The sequence below is a fragment of the Streptomyces sp. NBC_00576 genome, assembly GCF_036345175.1.
Taxonomy (GTDB): Bacteria; Actinomycetota; Actinomycetes; order Streptomycetales; family Streptomycetaceae; genus Streptomyces.
Genome location: NZ_CP107780.1, coordinates 6684541 through 6704346, shown reverse-complemented (window position 1 = coordinate 6704346; position 19806 = coordinate 6684541). Strand labels below are relative to the sequence as shown.

At 68.5% G+C, this 19806-nt stretch carries 16 protein-coding genes and 1 pseudogene; 5 read left to right on the top strand and 12 right to left on the bottom strand.

Features of this window, described 5'->3' with window-relative positions; all coding sequences use genetic code 11:
* Positions 1-127 precede the first annotated feature (127 nt).
* Positions 128-820, top strand: a complete 693-nt coding sequence (locus tag OG734_RS29095; RefSeq protein ID WP_330290432.1) for a hypothetical protein — start codon at positions 128-130, stop codon at positions 818-820.
* A 147-nt stretch (positions 821-967) separates the two neighbouring features.
* Here OG734_RS29095 and OG734_RS29090 read toward each other — a convergent pair whose 3' ends face one another.
* The 6 genes from OG734_RS29090 to OG734_RS29065 form a co-directional block, all read right to left on the bottom strand.
* The gene (locus OG734_RS29090) at positions 968-1453 is read right to left on the bottom strand and encodes a hypothetical protein (protein ID WP_330290431.1); all 486 of its coding nucleotides are present in this window, start codon (positions 1451-1453) and stop codon (positions 968-970) included.
* A 262-nt stretch (positions 1454-1715) separates the two neighbouring features.
* On the bottom strand, positions 1716-2309 hold the full coding sequence (locus OG734_RS29085) for a hypothetical protein (RefSeq protein WP_330290430.1): 594 nt from the start codon (positions 2307-2309) through the stop codon (positions 1716-1718).
* The gene (locus OG734_RS29080; protein WP_330290429.1) at positions 2306-2929 is read right to left on the bottom strand and encodes a hypothetical protein; all 624 of its coding nucleotides are present in this window, start codon (positions 2927-2929) and stop codon (positions 2306-2308) included. Before OG734_RS29080 ends, OG734_RS29085 begins: the two co-directional genes overlap by 4 nt.
* A gap of 23 nt (positions 2930-2952) precedes the next feature.
* The gene (locus OG734_RS29075) at positions 2953-4320 is read right to left on the bottom strand and encodes a hypothetical protein (protein ID WP_330290428.1); all 1368 of its coding nucleotides are present in this window, start codon (positions 4318-4320) and stop codon (positions 2953-2955) included.
* Positions 4313-5812, bottom strand: coding sequence for a putative T7SS-secreted protein (locus tag OG734_RS29070; RefSeq protein WP_330290427.1), 1500 nt, complete (start codon positions 5810-5812; stop codon positions 4313-4315). The genes OG734_RS29075 and OG734_RS29070 overlap by 8 nt, the downstream gene beginning before the upstream one ends.
* A 26-nt stretch (positions 5813-5838) precedes the next feature.
* Positions 5839-6162: a hypothetical protein gene (locus OG734_RS29065; protein WP_330290426.1), complete on the bottom strand. Its 324-nt coding sequence runs from the start codon at positions 6160-6162 to the stop codon at positions 5839-5841.
* Positions 6163-6358: 196 nt separating this feature from the next.
* Here OG734_RS29065 and OG734_RS29060 point away from each other — a divergent pair, with 196 nt between their 5' ends.
* Positions 6359-7039: a hypothetical protein gene (locus OG734_RS29060; protein ID WP_330290425.1), complete on the top strand. Its 681-nt coding sequence runs from the start codon at positions 6359-6361 to the stop codon at positions 7037-7039.
* 142 nt (positions 7040-7181) lie between these two features.
* Here OG734_RS29060 and OG734_RS29055 read toward each other — a convergent pair whose 3' ends face one another.
* Positions 7182-7481: a WXG100 family type VII secretion target gene (locus tag OG734_RS29055; RefSeq protein ID WP_006380729.1), complete on the bottom strand. Its 300-nt coding sequence runs from the start codon at positions 7479-7481 to the stop codon at positions 7182-7184.
* A gap of 278 nt (positions 7482-7759) precedes the next feature.
* Between OG734_RS29055 and OG734_RS29050 the strand changes: the two genes are divergently transcribed.
* On the top strand, positions 7760-12367 hold the full coding sequence (locus tag OG734_RS29050) for an FtsK/SpoIIIE domain-containing protein (protein ID WP_330290424.1): 4608 nt from the start codon (positions 7760-7762) through the stop codon (positions 12365-12367).
* 491 nt (positions 12368-12858) lie between these two features.
* On the opposite strand, the gene OG734_RS29045 is transcribed toward OG734_RS29050, so the two are convergent.
* Positions 12859-14505, bottom strand: coding sequence for a serine/threonine-protein kinase (locus tag OG734_RS29045; protein WP_330290423.1), 1647 nt, complete (start codon positions 14503-14505; stop codon positions 12859-12861).
* A 95-nt stretch (positions 14506-14600) separates the two neighbouring features.
* On the bottom strand, positions 14601-15449 hold the full coding sequence (locus OG734_RS29040; protein WP_330290422.1) for a menaquinone biosynthetic enzyme MqnA/MqnD family protein: 849 nt from the start codon (positions 15447-15449) through the stop codon (positions 14601-14603).
* Positions 15450-15736: 287 nt separating this feature from the next.
* On the opposite strand from OG734_RS29040, the gene OG734_RS29035 reads away from it, so the two are divergent.
* Complete coding sequence (locus OG734_RS29035) at positions 15737-15940, top strand: cold-shock protein (RefSeq protein ID WP_003998944.1); 204 nt, start codon at positions 15737-15739, stop codon at positions 15938-15940.
* A 133-nt stretch (positions 15941-16073) separates the two neighbouring features.
* The gene (locus OG734_RS29030; protein ID WP_330290421.1) at positions 16074-16751 is read left to right on the top strand and encodes a class I SAM-dependent methyltransferase; all 678 of its coding nucleotides are present in this window, start codon (positions 16074-16076) and stop codon (positions 16749-16751) included.
* 38 nt (positions 16752-16789) lie between these two features.
* Here OG734_RS29030 and OG734_RS29025 read toward each other — a convergent pair whose 3' ends face one another.
* The 3 genes and pseudogenes from OG734_RS29025 to OG734_RS29015 form a co-directional block, all read right to left on the bottom strand.
* Entirely contained in the window at positions 16790-17518 is a 729-nt protein-coding gene (locus OG734_RS29025) for a DsbA family protein (RefSeq protein WP_330290420.1), read from the bottom strand.
* Positions 17519-17674: 156 nt separating this feature from the next.
* Entirely contained in the window at positions 17675-19468 is a 1794-nt protein-coding gene (kstD, locus tag OG734_RS29020) for a 3-oxosteroid 1-dehydrogenase (RefSeq protein WP_330290419.1), read from the bottom strand.
* 88 nt (positions 19469-19556) lie between these two features.
* Positions 19557-19625 (bottom strand): annotated as a pseudogene (locus OG734_RS29015) (GNAT family N-acetyltransferase); the annotation flags it as partial.
* Positions 19626-19806 lie beyond the last annotated feature (181 nt).

Below are 19806 nucleotides of genomic sequence, written 5' to 3'. Positions count from 1 at the left end.
GCCGCGTCGCCCTCTGGTGCCGCTGCGAGAGAGTAAGCATCATCATGAGCATCCGTCCTCTTGGGGGGTGGCGGCGCCGAGTGGCTGTCGAGGTGCCCGCACTACTGGGCCTGACGGAGGGCAATTCATGGTCAGTGACGGCAGGGACATCAACTGGGCGAGCGTGCTGCGGGCGGACTTCACGATGAAGGTCGAGTCTCTGCAGCAGTACGCATACGCCGCCGGCGCCCGCCGAGACGTTTCACTGCAGCGTCAATACCTGCATCGGGTAGCCCAGTTGGAGGCGTTGCCCAAACCGTGGGAAGGCGGTGCCCGCCTCACCGAGGAGGAGTACGCCGCCGCAGTGCGGGTGCGGGCGTGGGTGTTGCACGAGCAGGAGATCGCCGACGATCTGCTATGGGCGAAGAATCGACGGATGAGCGCCCAGCAGTTGGCGCTGCGGGAGGCCAAATTCCGTGCCAAAAAGCGGTACCACCGCACATCGGATGGTCAGATGCTGTGTGCGGCACTGCGTGACGACGGCAGGATCGCCCTCAACAGCGAGATACTGGGACCTGAGGTGGCCGACCGACTTCGGCAACAGATGCCGCAGCTCGCGCACCTCATCACCTTCTACCTTGACAACCAGGAGGCGGGCCGAGGGTTGCAAGGCGCACCCATCGACCGCACGCCCTTGCCGGGTCCTGCGAGCCCGTCCCCCGAACCACCCGTGGCGGACGGTGCACTGGCTACGGCACAGTCCGGTGGTCGCGACGGCACACCTCAGCGCCCGGCAGCCCCCGCCAAGCGTTGGCGATGGTGGCGTAGACGCCGCCCCTAGGTCGTTGATCGCAGACTTGGCCAGCTCTGCAGCGGTGGTGCACAACGTCCACCTTCTGAGCGAACCCAAACGGTGCGGCCCATCTCGGCGCCTCCGCCGCACCGTCCGGCGTCTCGTGCATGCCGCCGTCCCCCGCCCGAAACCGCGTCAGCCCCGCGCGTCGCCCATGGCCTCGTACTCCCGGTCCCATCGGCTCTGCCGTACGCCGCCCCACGTACCCATCGCCACGGCCGCCACCATGAGATACGCGAGCAACTCCCCGTACGAGGTCGTGTCCAAGTCGTCAACGGGTCGGGCGACGCCTTCGGGGTCGTACCGGACGCGCAAGGTGTCCCCCTCCGACACCCACTCCCTGCAGCCGTCCCCCTCCGAGAGCGAAGGCCAGATCTCTTGCCCGCCGGATGTCCGCACCAGGCACTTGTCGGTCTTGCCCTCATCCTTGTGCACCACCACGGCCTCGGTCCACCGGCCGCGATCCGCGAGACCGACCTGATCGCCCGCCTGTTTGCCGAGGACGCCCAGTGCCACCCCCGCGACCACAGGCACAAGGAACTGCCACGCGACCTTTCGCTGCCTGCGCGGAACCCGGCGCAGCCACAGCAGGGGTACCAGCACCGCCGCGAACGGCAGCACCAACCCAGCCAACAGCAGAGCCGCGCCGCCGAAAGGGTTCCGCAGAGGTGCCGCGGGGACAAGCCAGCCCAGTCCTGCTGAGCCGCCGGCGCACGCAAGGGCACAGAGCGACCAGCGGATCACCGCGCTCCGCCGCCAGGAAACCTCCTCCGCAGGCTCTGGTTGTACCTCGGTCTGGGACACCTTCGCCGCCATGTTCTCCCCCGCACTCGGACGCACCTCGGACGTACTCGGACCAGACCAGTCGACGGTCACGCCCGGTTCAGAACCCCACAGACAGCGTCTTCACGATGTCGGCCGCGGCCTGTTCCATCTCGTCGGCGATTCCCGGCACGGTCCACGACATGAGGAACACCACCGCGCTCTCGGCACCGGTCGGCAGCACGCCGTACATGAGCGTCTCCAGCAGTACGCCCGGGCCGCCGCGCCAGGCAGCGGCTGTAGCGAAGTTCTGGCGGATGCGTACGGCAGGCCCGATGGGTACTTCGGTACGTGTGATCAGTGGCGGGCCGAAGTCGTGGGCGCTGAAGGTTTCCGCCAGCCAGTCCAGGGTGATCCGGGGCACCACCGCATCGGGATGGATGAGGTCGATTTCCAGGGTTGCCAACGCGTTGTCGAAGCCGTCTGGGTAGAGGGCGAAGGCGTAGAAGGGGTCGCGTCGTCGGCTGTCCTCGGCTCGCGCGCGGAGATCCTTCTTCAGCACCTTCGCGTCGAGCTCGTAGCCCGCCGCCCGGCTCCGCTCCCGGAGGTCGGCAGCCGTGCTCCTGGCCCAGCGCTTGACGTTGTCGGTCGGCTCGATCGCGAGCTCCACCCAGTCTGTTGGGCAGACGATTCCACATTCCCGAAGGTCACTCATGCCGCGTCCGTCCAACTGAGAGATCCGGCGACCGCGTCGAAGAGGTCGACCATGGCATCGGCGATCTGGACGAGTGGAGTGGAGAACGTGAGGAGCAGGATCGCCTCGGCCCTCGGTATCTGCACCTGGTAGTCCAGCGTTACGGAAGGGAGCGCGTAGTCCGCGTCCTTCTCCGCGTCCTTCTCCATCTCTGTGGGCGGGCGGTCGCGAGCCGGATCGTATTCCTCGCGGACCCGAAGCGCCGGTCCTGCCGCGAGCTCGACGACCGAGACCTCCCGGCTGTCCTTCCCGTCGGCAGCCAGCCGGCCGGCAAGGTCGTCCAGGGAGGGAAGACGCCCTCCCTGGGGAGGGAGGCCCAGAGCGACGAGCAGCGATGCCGGGACTGTGAGTGGGCCTGCCTGCTGGAGGCTGAGGTAGAGCTCGAGGCCGCCTTCGTCGAAGGCTCTGGCCGCCTGTCGCAGCATGTCCTGTCTGAGTTGCGCCTTGATCTGGGGCGCGTTGTCGATCCCCTTGAACTGCCTCTCCACGAGGGCATCCACCGACTGCTCGCGTCGCTCCGGGGCGATGTGAACCCGGAACCAGCCTTCTGGTAGCAGCAGTTGATAGTCCGCGGGCGGCATGGGATCACTCTGAGGCGTCAAGGTCATGACGTCTCCGAGACAGGAGGTCGGTCCTTGGTGAGGCGGCTGGCGAGCTGATGGGCGATGGCCGGGGCCCACACGGCGATCACCGTCAGGGCAGACAGGGCTCCCGCAACTTGAGCAGGCGCCCTGTCGGAGAAAAGACCGGCCAGGAGGAGCGCGCTGAAGAGGGGGAGCAGGAACACCTCGCTGGTTCCGACCACCGACTCGCCCCAACTGGTCGCCCTGCGCGCAGCCTTGCCTTCCATCGACGACATCTTCCTGGCATCGCCGGCGAGTTCATGGGCTCGATACCAGAGGTCCGGATCGTCCGTGCCTCTCGTGTTTGAGGCAGGCTTGTACTTCTCGTCGGACACGGGGAGTTCGAGGGCCGCCACGAGCTCGGACCAGCGTCGGTCACCGTCCGGACCCGCGAACCACCACCGCCACGGCAACAGCACGCGGGCCTGACCGTCACCGTCCCGCAGTTCAACACCCAAGAGGGCAGCCGTTTTCGGGTTCGTCAGCCGCACCAGCCGCGCGATGCCATGAGCCTCACGCCGCGCATACCACCGCTCTTCTCCCACGGTGTTGGTCAGGACGACATCGCCGGGCAGCACCCGCACGGCCGCCGTTTCGAGGAACCGGCGAGTGGCACCGGCGCCCGATTCAGGAGAGGGCTTGATGACAACGGCACCGGCGAGCGGCGCGTCACCGCGCTTGCGCCACCAGGCGAGAGCACGCACGAGGACATCGCTGCCGGGCACCAGGAAGAGTGAGCCCGCTGCGAAGATGGGGCCCCAACTGCTGGTGCTTCCCAGCGAGATGAAGAGGGCCAGTGAGATGAACCAGCCAGCCATTCCGATACCTCGCGCCCAGCCGTTCCAGACGGGCACATCGACTTCGATCGCCGAGTCGTAGTCACCGCCTCCAGGACTTCCGATCACTTCTCGGCCCCAGGGCTGCGGGCTCTCCGACAGGGGAATGCCGAGACGGTCGGAGAGTTGTTTCAGACCGGTACGGCTGAGGCAGTCCTTCGGACTCAGATCCGCCGTCCCCATGTCCGTCGCCTCGGGAAGCCACTGAGCAAGGGGCACCCGGAGCACGTAGTGCCCCTCGGAATTCTGGAATACGACCACGCCCCACCGCGTCGGGGGACGCTTCATGGCGACCCCCAAGGGGTTGGCCGGCGGGAAGAAGACGGCTTGCCGGATTCCCCCGTCCCCAACGGGATACCGGCGTTCACGCCCGCGCCGATTCCGTACGACCAGACTTTTCCCGTCGGCGTAGACGCGCGCGTTGCGCACGACGTCGAGGCCAGGGCTCCGCATGCTCTTCGGCCGCAACGTCGGCTCTCGTGGTGCCGTAGCACTCTGCAGCTGCTCAGCCATCACTTGTCGTCCACGCATCCTTGATCCCGGTCGCCGACCAAAGACCGTCATCCAGTCCGTCGACGCCGAAGATGTCAGCGATCCCGCCCGTGATCGGGCCCTTGTCCAAAGCGTCCGTCGACGAGGCTATGCCCGTCGCGCCCTGCCAGATTCTCGTCTGTGCTTTGAAGGTGTCGGACAGATCCGAAACCGCATCGCCGGATCGCACAGAATCGCCGATATCGCCGATCTCTCTACTCAGGGAGTCAAGCCCTGCGTCGCCGGGTTTGGGGCGCATGCCGCGCTCCCACGCCTCGGACCAGGTATTTCCCTTGAATAGATCTCCAGAATCCTTGAACGCCTTGAGATCCTTGAAGCTGTCGACCATTTCCTTGCCGATGGCCTTGGGGCTGAACGCCTCGGCCAAGCGCCCAGCACCGGGGAACCACCCCTTGGGAGCACCGGCGATCGCTTCCGCACCTGCCTTGCCGCGCAACGCACCGGCACTCAGCCGGTTTGCTTCTTTCCACGCTGCTTGAACTGCCTTGTTGAACGCGGCAGTCCCCTTCTTCGCGGTCACCCGCGCCATGGCGTTTCGGAACGCGGCCGAGCGGGCGACACCCTTCGCTCCGGCTGCGGCTCCTCGCGCCCCGGCGATGGCGCCCCGGCCGATACCGAATGTGGCCAGACCCACGACGTCCAGCGCGACGTCGAACCAACTCCCCTCCCCCGCGAGGGCCAGCACAATGTGGCCGACCAGGGAGATAACCGTGGCAATCAGCGCGATAGTGCCGAGTACCGCCGCAAGTGCCTGGCCGACGATGGGAATCCATCCGACCAACAAGGACAGAGTTCCGCAGATGGTGGCAACCCAGCCGAGAATGTCGACCAGTTTCTTGATCCAGCCGGCATTGTCGTGGACCCAGTCCTTGAACTTGTCCCAGGTGCCGTCCTTCAGGCCGTCGTTGTCGATCGCGGTCCGAATGGCATCACGCGCACGCTTGACCGCGGCATCGCGGACATCCTTGGCGGCTTCGAGATCCTTCTTCGCCCGCTCCATCGCCGAAGTCGCCGCCTCCTGGCGCTTCTCCAGCTTCTTGCGGCCGGGGTCGTCGTCCGCCGTGTCCTTGGGCAGCCCGTCGATCGCGCCGGTGCTCGTCTTCTGGTCCGCGTCCGCGTCCTGGGCGTCACGGAGCGCCTTGTCAGCCATGGTCTGGGCGTGATGCAGCTCCGAGGCGTACTCCTTCGAGGAGCCGCCTTCGATCACCTTTTCGCCGAGGGCGTCCGCCGCCGCGTCGTACCGCTTGAAAGCCTTCCGCAGCTTCCCTTCGGCTCCCTCCGCCTGCGTACGGAACTCGTCGGCCGTCTTGCTCTTCCAGGCCTCGACGGACGAGAGCGCCTTGATCTCGTCCGCCTGCTTCTTGATGGATTCCGCGGTCTTACGGAAATCGCGGCCGAGCCCGGCAACCTGCTCCGGATCGCCTGGTATCGGGTCCGACGCTTCCCCGATCACAGCCCACTCGTCAGCCCGGGGGCGCGTCACTTCGCTCCCCCTGTACCGCTCGTACCCTGTTTGTCCGTGCCACGGAGGGCCTCGGCGAGTTGGTGATCGATGTCCTCATAGGCCTGGGCCGCGGTGGAAAGGATCTTCGAGAGCTTCTCGATCTCGTCCGTGAGTCGCTCTCGATGGATCTTCCAGTTGTCGCCGAAGTCGTCGAAGGTGTCGACCAGACTCCGGTCGCCGAGCACATCGACACCGAGACCGTCGGCCGGATTGGCGTTCCCGGTGAACTCCCGGTGGATCTTGGAGAGGGATCGTGCGCTCTCTTTGATACGCGTGACATCGGCGGTCTGGTCCGACATGGTCCCCCCTGTTGAGAAGCCTCGCGGAGCGCGACCGGAGCCGGCTTCCCGCGTCTTCCATGGCTGCGTCGTGTGCGTCTCTCAGCCATCCATATGAGCAAGGATCCTACGGGTGGGGTCGTTGGTTCCCAGGCCTGCGCAGCAACAGGATCCCGGCAGTGCGCATTCCGTCCGCATCGGCAAGGAGAGTCCCGACGTGACATCCAGAGGCAAGCAGCGCCTGATAACGGATCGCCTCGGCATCCACGCCGAAGCCGGCGAATGGTGCTGGATCGACAAGATCCCGCAGCCGCCGGCGGACGTGCTCCAGGCTGCGGGCAACCCTCGGCTCCGCCCTGCCAGGCTGCCCCCGTTGGGCATGGTCGGGGCGGTGCTCGGGGCGCCGTTCATGCCGCTCATCATGCTGTTGAGCCTTCTGTCCGATGCGGAGCAAGCCGTCGAGCGCTCCCTCGGTTCGAAGGAGGAGAAGGAGCGGTGGCAGGCCAAGAAGGCGGACGACAAGCGCCGGGACGCCACCATCGCCCAACAAGGCCTCGACAAGGTCTTCGACGGGAACTGGGGCGCCAACGCCGGGCAGTTCCTGCTGCGTTGGTACGGCCACTCCACCCACCACCAGCGAATGCTGCTCGCCACCGAGGACGGGATCGTCCTGGCGGCTCCGCCGAAGCGGGTCAGCATGGGGCGGGAGAAGCGCATGGAGATCGTCGCCCGTCTGCCCGCCACCGAAGCGACCCTCGTCGACCCGTTCTCCGGTGAGTTCGAGACGAGGCTGCTGCTGATCCGTTTCCGGGACGGATCCTGGCTGCGAGTCGAGACGGAAGAGCTCCGCAGCGAGCTTCACATGCACGTGCTCCGCCAGCCTCTCCCCGACAGCTGACGGGGACAGTACGGCTACTGGGCGGCGCCCGCCCGGTGCGTACAGCATCCGCTGCCGCACCAAGCGGGCGCCTCGCAGGCCCTGCCTCTGAACAGCGCCTCTGAACAGCGCCCTTGAAGAGCGCCGCCGAGCTGCGCTTCGGCTACTTCTTCGCCGACTTCGCCAGTTCCTCGTCGATCTGCTCGAACTTGTCCGCGGCCATGGTCAGGTAGTCACCCATGCCGTCCAGACCGTCCAGCGTGTCCTTCGCGCCGCGGGTGAACTCCTCGAAGTTCTCGTCGAAGGCCTTCGACGAGCTCTTCGTGACGTAGCCGGACTCGACCAGGTTCGCGATGTACTTGCGCAGGCCGTCCAGCTTCTCCTGAAGCTTTTCCTTCTCCTTCACGACATGCTTGGCAGCATCCCGCATGTCCTGATATGTGACATCAAGGTCCTTGGCCATGAAGCCGCTCCCTCGTGAAAGTGCCGCAGGGCCAACCCCCGTGGCTTCCCTGTTCCAACTGGCTGAGGCAGCAGCTTACGGGTGTGGCGCGAGTGGTGACATCCCGGTTCTGGAACAGAAATGTTCAACACCGTTCCGTCACCAATTCACCATAGGGAAGGGCCAGAAGGGTCCCGCCCCCCACCCGTTGCCCTTCTGTCATATGGAGCGGATATCGTCACTGCCTACGGTGGCCGGCGTTGCGGAAGCGGCCACGGGGGCCGTTGGGGAGGACAACCGTGCGCCTGACTCTGACCGTCGTCGATCCGTTCGGCGGGGGCACCGCCGACGTCGTGCTCGATGCGGATCCCGAGTCCACCGTCGGGGACATCGCACAGGAACTGGCGAAACAGGTCGGCCACAGCGGTGCCCAGATCATTCCGCTCGGGCATCACGGACAGGTGCCCGCCAACAACTCCCCCCTTGTTTACGTGGATGGGTACGCCGTCGACCCGTCCACCAACGTCGTCGGGTCGCCCCTGCGTGAAGGGGCCGTCGTCAGCCTTCAGGATCCCGCCGGGTGTCTGCCCGGGGAGCCGACCGGGCTCGTCGAGCTGCGGGTCGTGGGCGGGCCTGTCGCCGGGTTCGTGCACCGGCTCGGCGTCGGGCGGTACGACATCGGCAGCGGGCCCGCCTCGTACGTCAGGATCGACGATCCCGAGGTCGACGCCCGCGCCCTCACGTTGTCAGTTGCAACCGATGGCACCTGCCAAGTCGCCGTACATGGGGAGAAGGCCGGGGAGAAGGACGGCGACAAGGACGGGGGCAAGGGGAGCGTCACCCTCGACGGCAAGGACATGGCGGACATCGAGGGGAACGAGTGGCCCCTCGGCGGGCAGATCGCCATCGGCAACTCCCTTGTCGAGCTTGCCCGTTACACCCCGCCCAACGCCGCCCTCAAGTGGTCCGAGGACGGTGTCGGTCTCGACTACAACCGGCCGCCCCGGCTGCGCTCCCCCGACCGGCAGACCAAGTTCCGGCTGCCGTCGCCGCCCCGGGACTTCGAGGCCCGGCCGCTGCCCTGGCTGATGGCACTGACGCCGCTGGTGGGCGCGATCGTGGCCGTGACGATCTTCGGGCGCTGGTACTACCTGATCATGGCGGGCCTCAGCCCGATCATGCTCTTCGCCAACTACTTCATGGACAAGAAGCACGGGCGCAAGTCCCATGCGAAGCAGGTCAAGGAGTACAAGGAGCAGAAGGAGCGGATCGAGAAGGACGCGCAGGACGCCCTCGTCGCGGAGCGGCAGGACCGGCGGCACGCCATCCCCGACCCCGCCACCGTCCTCTCCCTCGGCACCGGGCCCCGTACGCGGCTGTGGGAGCGGCGGCGTACCGACCGTGACCATCTGCTGCTGCGGGTCGGCACCGGGCAGTTGCCGTCCGAGGTCGTGCTCGACGACCCGGAGCAGGACGAGCACCGGCGTCAGGTGACGTGGAAGATCGAGGACGCCCCTGTCGCGCTGTCGCTGCGCTCGCTCGGTGTCATCGGTATGGCGGGGCCCGGGGATTCGGCCCGTGCGCTCGGGCGGTGGGCCATCGCCCAGACGGCCGCGCTGCAGAGCCCGATGGACGTCCAGTTCTACGTACTGAGCGAGAGCACCGCGCAGGAGAGCTGGGACTGGGTCCGCTGGCTGCCGCACACCAGGCCGTCCGGCGGGCAGGACGTCAACGTCCTCATCGGCACCGACGCGGAGACCGTCGGCGCGCGTATCGGCGAGCTGACGCAGATCCTCGACGCGCGCAAGAAGGCCGCCGAGCAGAACAAGGGGCAGCGGGCGTCGTTCAGCGACCCGGACATTGTTGTCGTGTGGGACGGGTCCCGACGGCTGCGGTCGCTGCCCGGTGTCGTCAAGCTGCTGCGCGAGGGGCCTGCCGTGGCGATGTACGCCCTCTGCCTCGACGCCGAGGAACGGTTCCTGCCCGGTGAGTGCCAGGCCTTCGTCGTCGCCGAACCCAAGGCCGAGGAGCACGCCGACCCCTACCAGGTCAGCGGCTCACAGCCTCAGCCGCAGGTCGCGGGCGGGTTCCCGTCCTTCCACGCCTGGCATGCCGCCGACAACGAAACCGACCGGCGCGCCCAGGCCGACAAGCTGCGGCTGCGCGTGGAGGAGGAGAGCGCGGAGGGCGTACGTGACGTACGGCCCGACTTCGTCTCCGCAGCCTGGTGTCTGCGCCTGGCCCGGTCCCTCTCCGCCCTCCGCGACATCAGCGGCGAGACCGAGGACTCGGCGCTGCCGGGGTCGAGTCGGCTGCTCGACGTACTCCAGCTGGAGCCGCCGACGCCCGACGCGATCACCGCGCGCTGGCGCATGGGCGGGCAGTCGACGATGGCGGTCATCGGGGAGTCGTACGACGGCGCGTTCGGCATCGACATCCGCAAGGACGGGCCGCACGGGCTCATCGCCGGTACGACCGGTTCCGGTAAGTCGGAGCTGCTGCAGACCATCGTGGCCGCGCTCGCCGTCGCCAACACCCCCGAGAACATGACGTTCGTGCTCGTCGACTACAAGGGTGGCGCCGCGTTCAAGGACTGTGTGCATCTCCCGCACACGGTCGGCATGGTGACCGACCTCGACGCCCACCTCGTCGAGCGCGCCCTCGAATCGCTCGGCGCCGAGCTGCACCGCCGCGAGCACATCCTTGCCGACGCCGACGCCAAGGACATCGAGGACTACCAGGATCTGGTGCGCCGGAATCCGTCGTCCCACGCTCCTGTTCCCCGACTCCTCATCGTCATCGACGAGTTCGCCTCGATGGTGCGCGACCTCCCGGACTTCGTCACCGGGCTGGTCAACATCGCCCAGCGAGGCCGTTCCCTCGGTATCCATCTGCTGCTGGCCACGCAGCGCCCGTCGGGTGTCGTGTCTCCCGAGATCCGCGCCAACACCAACCTCCGTATCGCGCTGCGCGTGACGGACGGCGGTGAGTCGTCCGACGTCATCGACTCGCCGGAGGCCGGGCACATCTCCAAGAACACCCCCGGTCGGGCGTATGTACGACTCGGGCACGCCTCCCTCGTCCCCTTCCAGTCCGGACGCGTCGGTGGACGTCGGCCCGGAGCGGCGGACCCCGCGGTCCTCATGCCCTGGTCGGGGCCGCTGGCCTGGGAGGACCTGGGCCGGGCCGCGCTGAAGAAGCCCAAGGTCGAGGCGCGGGAGGAAGAGGAGATCACCGACCTCAAGGTGCTCGTCGACGCCGTGCGCGACGCCAACCGGTCGCTCGGAATCCCGCCCCAGCACAGCCCCTGGCTGCCCGCCCTCTCCGAGACGCTGCTGCTCGACGAGATCGAGGTCCCCGCCTTCGCCGACCACGGCACGGGCAAGCTGGCGCCCGTCCCGTACGGCGTCGAGGATCTGCCGGCCGCCCAGGCGCGCCGCCCGGTCGTCGTCGACTTCTCCACCTTCGGGCATCTGATGATCGGCGGCGCCCCGCGCAGCGGCCGCTCGCAGATCCTGCGTACGATCGCGGCCTCCCTGGCCCGCACCCACTCCACCGCCGACGTCCATCTGTACGGGATCGACTGCGGCAACGGCGCGCTCAACGCGCTGAGCAGGCTGCCGCACTGCGGTGCTGTCGTCAGCCGTAACCAGACCGAGCGGGTGATCCGGCTGGTCAATCGGCTCAAGGGCGAGATGTCGCGCCGCCAGGACCTGTTGGCGGAGAAGGGGTTCGCGGACATCGGCGAGCAGCGGGCCGCGTCCGCGGCGGACGAGCGGCTGCCGCACATCGTCGTACTCCTGGACCGCTGGGAGGGCTGGGTGCCCACCCTCGGCGAGGTCGATCACGGTGCGCTCACCGACGAGTTGACCACGATGATGCGTGAGGGTGCGAGCGTCGGCATCCACCTCGTCCTGACCGGTGACCGCACGCTGCTGGTCGGCCGGATCGCGACGCTCACCGAGGAGAAGTACGGGCTGCGGCTCGCCGACCGCAGCGACTTCTCGACGCTCGGTATCCCGCACCGCAAGGTCCCGGAGGAGATTCCGCCGGGGCGTGGCTACAAGAACGAGTCCGGTATCGAGACCCAGTTCGCGCTGCTGTCGGAGGACACGACCGGTCAGGGCCAGGCTGCCGCGATCACGGCGATCGGTGAGGCTGCGGCGGCCCGGGACGCCCAAGTCCCGCGTTCCCGGCGCCCGTTCCGCGTCGACAGCCTGCCGTCGCGGATCTCGTTCGCGGACGCGTGGGGGATGCGCGACCCGGAGACCTCCGGTTCGCGTCTGTGGGGCCTCGTGGGCATCGGCGGCGACGACATCACGGGCTTCGGCCCTGATCTCGCGACCGGTGTGCCGACGTTCGTCATCGCGGGGCCTGCCAAGTCGGGGCGCTCGACGGTGCTGATGAACTTCGCGCAGTCGTATCTGTCCCAGGGTGTACGTCTGGTCATCGCGGCGCCGCGTCAGTCGCCGTTGCGGCAACTGGACGGTGCGGACGGGGTGTTGAAGATGTACACCGGCGACGACATCGACGAGGACGACTTCGAGGAGCTCATCGACCAGGCGTCGCTGGAGGAGCCGATCGTGGTTCTCATCGACGACGGGGAGATCCTGGAGGACTGTGACGCCGCGAGCCAGATGAAGAAGATCGTGTCGCGGGGTGCGGAGCGGGGGCTCGGGCTCGTCATCGCGGGTGATGAGGAGGATGTCTGCAGTGGGTTCAGTGGGTGGCAGGTCGATGCGAAGAAGGGGCGGCGGGGGATTCTGCTGTCGCCGCAGGAGTCTTCGAGCGGGGATCTGATCGGGGTGCGCATCAACCGGAGCATGGTGGGTGGGCAGGTCGCGCCGGGCAAGGGGATGTTGCATCTGGGGGATGGGGAGCTTCGTACGGTGGTCATTCCGGGGTGAGTTGGGGGGTGGTGCGGCGGTTTGTTTCGCCCCCGCCGCCCCTACCCGTCCCATCCTGAACCTGGGGGCTGCGCCCCCAGACCCCCTACGGCCCTGAACGGGCCTTGTCCTCAAACGCCGGACGGGCTGAATGGTGCCGGACGGGCTGGATGGTGCTGGCTGGGCTGGGAGGGGGTGTCGGCCGACACCGGGGGCGGCGGGCGCCTGAGGGTGTCGGCCGGGATTGGGGGCGTCGGCGGGCGCCGGGGGGTGTCGGCGGGGCTGGAGGGGCTGCCGCCCGGGATTGGAGGGGTTGCCGCCCGGGCTGGAGATGCGGGCCTGCACCGAGAAGTTCGAGGACGCCCGGCAATCGTGCCGAGACGGGTGGGTGGGTGGGAAACACGACCTGGGCTGCACCGGCGTTGCCTCTCAGGCACCGGACGAGATGATGTGCCCAGGCCTGTGCTGCAGAAGCGGTGGGGGCGGGTGGGTGGGCAAACCCGCCCGATTCCCTACCCCACCCGCGACATCCGAGCCACCGGATCCCCTGCCTCCGGATTGTCCGTCTCGTACTTCAAATCGTCGCCCACCGGAGTGAGCAGCACCCTGTGCGACCCCGTCGTACACACGTCCCGGTTCGACTTGTCGGCGACCGACGTGACGACCAGCCGGCTCTTCGTGACTTCCTTCAGGAACAGGTCGTCGTCGCAGATGCCGCCGATCTGGTCGGTCTGCCGGAACGTGCCCAACTTGTCGCCCACGGCGGCCTGTTGGACCGTCACCCGGAACGTCCCCATCGGTAGCGTGCCCTCGAGGGCGACGGCCGGCCCCTCCCAGGTGCCGACGTAGGACGCGGGGACGGTCATCGTGCCGCTCACCGGGCCCGGCACCGTACTCGGAGCCGTACTCGATGCGGGGCTGTCGGCAGCCTGGCCGGAGTCCTCGCTCGCCGACGAGCCGATGCCCCCGTCACCGCCCGGCAGCAGGTCGAACACGTACCCCGAGCCCACCGTGACCGCCGCCAGCGCGCCCGCCACCGCGAGGGCCACCGTGCAGCTCAGTTTCCGTCCGCGCCCGCCGGCGACGGGTGCCGAGGTCGCCGCCACGCTCACGGAGACCTTGCCGGGCGTACGGTCGGTCGGCTCGGGCTCGGGCTCGGGCTCCGGTTCCGCGTCCCGAGGCCCCGGAAGCACCTGCCCCGGCATCACCGGTGGCGGCCCGAACTCGCCCAGCCCTGCCCCCGCCCCGGACAGCGCACCCTCCTGAACCTCCAGGTTCAGCAGCGCCACCGCACCCCGGCTGACCCGCTCCACCACCGCCCCCGGCAGCCACCCGCCCGCCACCAGCCGCGCCGCCCCCTCCGGAGCGAGCCGTCGGGCCACCTCGCCGGGCGCCGGTCGTGCGGAGGGGTCCTTCGCCAGGCAGCCCTCCACCACCTCCCGCAACTCACCACCCAGCCCATCGAGTTGGGGCGCTTCGTGAACAACCTTGTACAAGAGCGCTGCCGAGGAGTCACCGGGGAACGGGGACCGGCCCGTCGCCGCGTACGCCAGTACCGCACCCAGGGAGAAGACGTCCGCCGCTCCCGTGACCGGGTTGCCGAGGATCTGTTCCGGTGACATGTAGCCGGGCGAGCCGACCGAGACGCCGGTCGATGTCAGGGACGCCGTGCCGTCCGTGGCCCGGGCGATGCCGAAGTCGATGAGGAGGGGGCCGTCGAGGGTGAGGAGGACGTTGGACGGTTTCACGTCCCGGTGGACGAGGTTCAGGGCGTGTACGGCGGTCAGCGCCTCGGCGAGGCCGGCGCCCAGTGCCCGTACGGAGTCCAGGGGCAGGGGACCGTCGTCCGTGATCGCGGCCGTCAGGGAGGGGCCGGCCGCGTACGCCGTGGCCACCCATGGCACCGGGGCCTCCGGGTCCGCGTCCAGGACGGGGGCCGTCCAGGCGCCGCCGACCCGCCGGGCCGCCTCGACCTCGCGCCGGAACCGGGCCCGGAACTCCTCGTCGAGCGCGAAGTGCGGGTGCACGATCTTGACCGCGACGGTACGGCCACCGGCGCTGCGTCCCAGGTAGACCCGGCCCATCCCGCCCGAGCCGAGCCGCCCGAGCAGCCGGTAGGGCCCCACTACGGCCGGCTCACCGACGTCCAGCGGCTGCATGACGCCCACCTCTCCCCCGTACACCTCGTACCGCGTACCTCGTACGGCCGCATGCGCCCGTAATACGTGCGCCGGTCCCGTCCGCGACCAGCAGCCTACGGCTCCAGCAGGTCGACCTCCACGTCCGCGGGGAAGCCCGTCGTCGGGCCCACCCGGCGGGCGAACTCCCGTACGGCTGCCAGTTGCGGCCCGCCGAAGCGGAAGTCGAGGGTCGTGAAGTAGCGCTCCAAAACCCCTGCGTCGAACTCCTCCCAGCGGGCCGCCTGTTCGGCCACCTTGGCGACCTCCTCCAGGGAGACGTCGCGGGAGGCGAGGAACGCCTCGTGGACCTTCCGGGTCAGGACCGGTTCGCGGGCCAGGTAGTCCTTCCGGGCCGCCCACACCGCGAAGACGAACGGCAGACCCGTCCACTCCTTCCACAGGGCACCCAGGTCGTGCACCTCCAGGCCGTAGCGCGGGCCGTCCAGGAGGTTGGCGCGCAGGGCCGCGTCCCCGATCAGCACCGCCGCGTCCGCCTCCTGCATCATCAGGCTGAGATCGGGCGGACACGTGTAGTAGTCAGGATGTACGCCATAACGCTCGGCCAGGAGCAGCTGCGCGAGGCGTACTGAGGTACGGGAGGTCGAGCCGAGCGCCACCCGTGCGCCGTCCAGGCGGTCCAGGGGGACCTGGGAGACGAGCACGCACGACATCACCGGGCCGTCGCAGCCGACGGCGATGTCAGGGAAGGCGACCAGGTCATCGGCGTTGCGGAGGAACTCGACGAGGGTGATGGGCCCGATGTCGAGATCGCCGCGCACCAGCTTCTCGCTGAGCTTCTCAGGGGTGTCCTTGGTCAGCTCGAAGTCGAGGAGCGTGCCTGTTCTCGCGAGCCCCCAGTACAGGGGCAGGCAGTTCAGGAACTGGATGTGGCCGACGCGCGGCCGGGTGCGAGAATTGTCCACATCGCGAGGCTAACGGGCCTGGAGTCCGGCGAGTCCTCCTGGGGTTGTCAAGGCCGCACGCCGCCCCTCAAACGTCTGAGTGACGTGATCTTGACCTCTATTGCATTCGGGTGCCTGCATGCTAGGCTCGCCGCAAGTTGCAGTTTGGTTTCCCTTGCAGTACAGAGCCTGCGGAGCATCTGACCGCGGGCTCTCGTCGTATTCAGATGAATGCAGTTGTTTACAAGCTTTTGTTTACACCTTGCAGGTTCTGGAGCAGGGCAACCCTTTGGGCCCAAGGAGGGCTTATGGCTACCGGAACCGTGAAGTGGTTCAACGCCGAAAAGGGCTTTGGTTTCATTGCCCAGGAAGGCGGCGGCCCGGACGTCTTCGTCCACTACTCCGCGATCAACGCGAGCGGATTCCGCTCTCTCGAAGAGAACCAGGCGGTTTCCTTCGACGTCACGCAGGGTCCGAAGGGCCCGCAGGCGGAGAACGTCACCCCGGTCTAAGGCGTCGGCTCACCTGAGCCAAATGCTCTGATCCGGAACGTGTGCAGTACCCCAAGGAGCTCCGAGCCGTCACGGCATCGGAGCTCCTGCCTTTCCGGACGCGTTGTCAGTGGGCCCGGCTAGCGTCCCCTCCATGGACACCAGCACTGGCACTGGCACCGGCACCGACTTCGTTGCCGCGACCCGCGTCTTCTACGACGCCATCGCCGAGGACTACTTCGCCCGCTTCCGTTCCACTCTCGCCGCCCAGCCGCTGGAGCGGGCCGTGCTCGCCGCGTATGCCGAGTTCGTACGGGGTTCAGGGGGCGGCAGTGGCCAGGTCGCCGATCTCGGGTGCGGGCCGGGGTGGGTCACCGCGTTACTCGACTCGCTCGGGCTGTCGGTGTTCGGGCTGGACCTGTCGGAGTCGATGCTCGCGGTGGCACGGCGGGAGAATCCGGGGCTGCGGTTCGAGCAGGGCTCGATGCTGGAGCTGGACCTCGCCGACGGGACGCTCGCCGGAGTCGTGTCCTGGTACTCGACCATCCACACCCCGGTCGACCAACTGCCCGCCCTCTTCGGCGAGTTCCTTCGCGTGCTCGCTCCGGGCGGGCACCTGCTGCTCGGCTTCCAGGCCGGGGACGTGCACAAGCATCATGACCAGCCCTTCGGACGCCCCGTGTCCATGACCTTCCAGCGGCGCCGGCCCGACCGGATCGCCGACCTGCTGACGGAGGCAGGGTTCACCCTCGCGTCGCAGACCGTACGGGCGGCGGACGAGGCGGCCGGGGAGTCGTCCCCGCAGGCGTTCCTGATGGCCCGCAAACCGTGACGGTCCGAGGTCCGAGTCTGAGGTCTGAGGCGCGCGGCTTAGTATCCGTAGTCCTCGGGGTCCGGAAGTGGCTGGTAGTCCTTGTACGCCTGCCACTCTCCGGGGCGGTCCTTGATCGTCTGCAACAGATCCGCGAAGACCTTCGAGTTGTACAGCACCCCGCGGATCTCCTGGGGGACACGGACGTCGTTGATCACGGCGGTCGGGGTCCCCGGGCCCTTTCCCGGCTCCTCGCCGACAGCCTCGTACGCGCGCTCGGCGGCGGTCACGAAGGCGCGGTACTTCATCGTCTTCACAGCCGATTCGAACGCGGCGGTGCGCAACCCGTCGACCTCGTCGGCCAGTTCGAGGAGGCGGGCGTCGGTGAAGCCGTCCACCGACTCCTCGGGCTGGTTGGCGTACAGCACCTCGTGGTACTCGGCGAACCTGCCGGCGTCCAGGGCGGCCCGGAGCGCGTTGGCCGCCTTCTTCGAGCCGCTGCCGCCGAGTCTGTCGTCGAGGAAGGAGGCCAGGGTGTACTCGGCCTTCACCTTCCGCCACAGCACGGCCTTCTGGAGTTCCGGGCCGCCGCCCTTCGTCTCGAACTCCTCGCAGTACGGGCAGCGCATGTCCTCGTAGAGGTGCACGGTCACCTCGGCGGTTGGATCGCCGACGAGGATGGTCGTGCCGTTCCGGGCGAGCTTCTCGGGCACCTGCGCCAGCGTGTCGTACGGCTCCGCGTACCGCTGTCCGCATCCCGTGACGAGCGACATGCCCAGTACGGACATGGCGATCACCACCGTCGTTCTTGATACGGCGAAACGCCGCCCCCCGTGCCTCACACGCACCTGTTGCCTCCCCAGCAATCAGCGTGAGACTAGGGCATGTTCATGCCGAACGCACAGGCATATCCCGGCTGCGAGCCCCAGTGGTCCCCCCCTCCGTCAGAGCACCCCCGCCGCCGCCAGTGCCGCCACGTACCCGAACGTCATCGCCGGGCCGATCGTCGAGCCCGCGCCCGCGTAGCTGTGGCCCATGACGGCGGCGCTGGCGTTGCCGGCGGCGTACAGGCCGGGGATCGCCGTGCCGTCGGCCCGCAGTACCCGCGCCCGGGCGTCCGTGCGCAGGCCGCCCTTGGTGCCGAGGTCGCCGGGGACGATCCGGAAGGCGTAGTACGGGGGCAGCCACAGGGGGGCCAGGCAGGAGTTCGGGAGGATGGACGGGTCGGTGTAGTAGTGGTCGTACGCGCTGTCGCCGCGCCCGAAGTCGGTGTCGTCGCCGTTCAGGGCAAGGGAGTTGAAGCGGCTGACCGTGGTGCGCAGGGCGGCGGGCGGGACGCCGATGGAGGTCGCCAGGGCGTCGAGGGTCCACGCCTTGTACGCGGCACCGGAGTTGTACCAGTCGGCCGGGAGTACGAAGGTCGGGGAGATGTCCTTGAAGAGGTAGCGGTTGCGGTAGTTCTGGTCGACGATCAGCCAGGCCGGGATGTCGGGGTCGGTGGCGTCGCCCTCGTACATGGTGTGGACGACATCGCTGTAGGGACCCGCCTCGTTGACGAAGCGGGAGCTCGCCGCGTTGACCAACAGGCCGCCGGGGAGGGTGCGTTCGGCCAGGCAGAAGTACGGCTCGCCGGGCAGCGGGATCGCCGGGCCCCACCAGGCGTCGTCCATCAGGGCCAGGGAGCCCCCGGCCCGTTCGCCCGCCCGGATTCCGTCCCCCGTGTTCTCCTTCGCGCCGACCGTCCACTCCGTACCGATGGGCTGCTGCTGGTACTGGGCGCGCATCGCCGCGTTGTGCTCGAAGCCGCCCGAGCCGACGATCACGCCGCGCCGGGCGCGGAGGAGACCGGGGGCGCCGCCCTGGGTGACGACGGCGCCGGTGACCGCTCCGGACTCCAAGTGGAGGTCTGTGAGAGGGGTGTTGAGCCAGACGGGCACCCCCGCCGACGCCAGCCCCGCGCGCAGTCCGGCGGCGAGGGCCTGGCCCATGGTGAGCGGCGTCTGCCCCTTGAGGGCAGCCTTCGTGCCGCGCGCCAGACACTCGACGGCGACGGCCGCGCCCTTCACGCTCACGGCGGCGAGGGCCAGCCACTTGTAGTCGGTGCTGAAGACGACCATTCCGGCCGGGACGGCGAGGTAGGGCGGGTTGAGGTGGGCGAGTTCGGCGCCCAGGACCTTCCCGTCGAGCTGATCGGGCTCTATGGAACGGCCGTTGGGGAGACCGCCGGGCAACTCCGGGTAGTAGTCGCTGTATCCCTCCATCCAGCGGAATCGGAGGGGGCTGTTCGCCATGACGAAGGAGAGCATGGCGGGTCCGTGGGCCAGGAAGGCCTGTTGACGGGCGGCGGGGACCTCCGGCCCGACGACCGCTGCGAGGTAGGCGGCGGCCTTGGCCGGGGTGTCCGGCACTCCGGCCGCCAGGATCACCGGGTTGTTGGGGATCCAGATCCCGGCACCGGAACGGGCGGCGGACCCGCCGAAGGTGGGTGCCTTCTCGACGACTATGCAGGTCAGCCCCTGTTTGGCGGCCGTGAGCGCGGCGGTCATCCCGGCGGCGCCCGCTCCGACGACCACGACGTCGTACGTCCCGAGGAGGGGCAGGACGGCGGCCGCCCGTGCCTTTGGGGCGGCACCCATGTCCGCCCCGACCGCAACACCGGCCACTGCGGCGGCGCCTGCCAACACGCCTCGTCTGGAGGGGAGTTCGATACGTCTCGCAGAGTCCGATTCTGGGTTCATGGGGCGGGAATGTCGTACTTGGGTCTTGTGAAGTCAAGCATCATGCGCAAGGAGAACCTGGTAAGCCTTCGAGCATGGAGTTCCTCTGCTCACGGAGCACGAGCCGCTCGGTCCTGATCGGGGCAGGTGGCCAGGCGACCGGTCCAAGTTCAATCACGGCGGGGAAACTACCGCACGCCCGCCGGGCGGGAGCCTTAAACGACCGACAGCGGCAGCAGCTTCTGACCCGTCAGCCCGATCTGGATGTCGGTGTCCATGGCTGGGCAGATGGGGGACCCGAAACCGCGCGTGGTCCGATCAGCGAAGGTAGGGGCCCTTCATCGCCGCGTGCTGGGCCT

Excerpts from the sequence above, each read along its gene's own strand:
- OG734_RS29045 (WP_330290423.1), bottom strand. The coding sequence starts at position 14,505 with ATGCAGCCGCTGGACGTCGGTGAGCCGGCCGTAGTGGGGCCCTACCGG.
- OG734_RS29035 (WP_003998944.1), top strand. The coding sequence starts at position 15,737 with ATGGCTACCGGAACCGTGAAGTGGTTCAACGCCGAAAAGGGCTTTGGT.
- OG734_RS29075 (WP_330290428.1), bottom strand. The coding sequence starts at position 4,320 with ATGGCTGAGCAGCTGCAGAGTGCTACGGCACCACGAGAGCCGACGTTG.
- OG734_RS29055 (WP_006380729.1), bottom strand. The coding sequence starts at position 7,481 with ATGGCCAAGGACCTTGATGTCACATATCAGGACATGCGGGATGCTGCC.
- kstD (WP_330290419.1), bottom strand. The coding sequence starts at position 19,468 with ATGAACCCAGAATCGGACTCTGCGAGACGTATCGAACTCCCCTCCAGA.
- OG734_RS29085 (WP_330290430.1), bottom strand. The coding sequence starts at position 2,309 with ATGAGTGACCTTCGGGAATGTGGAATCGTCTGCCCAACAGACTGGGTG.
- OG734_RS29065 (WP_330290426.1), bottom strand. The coding sequence starts at position 6,162 with ATGTCGGACCAGACCGCCGATGTCACGCGTATCAAAGAGAGCGCACGA.
- OG734_RS29095 (WP_330290432.1), top strand. The coding sequence starts at position 128 with ATGGTCAGTGACGGCAGGGACATCAACTGGGCGAGCGTGCTGCGGGCG.
- OG734_RS29030 (WP_330290421.1), top strand. The coding sequence starts at position 16,074 with ATGGACACCAGCACTGGCACTGGCACCGGCACCGACTTCGTTGCCGCG.
- OG734_RS29025 (WP_330290420.1), bottom strand. The coding sequence starts at position 17,518 with ATGTCCGTACTGGGCATGTCGCTCGTCACGGGATGCGGACAGCGGTAC.
- OG734_RS29080 (WP_330290429.1), bottom strand. The coding sequence starts at position 2,929 with ATGCCGCCCGCGGACTATCAACTGCTGCTACCAGAAGGCTGGTTCCGG.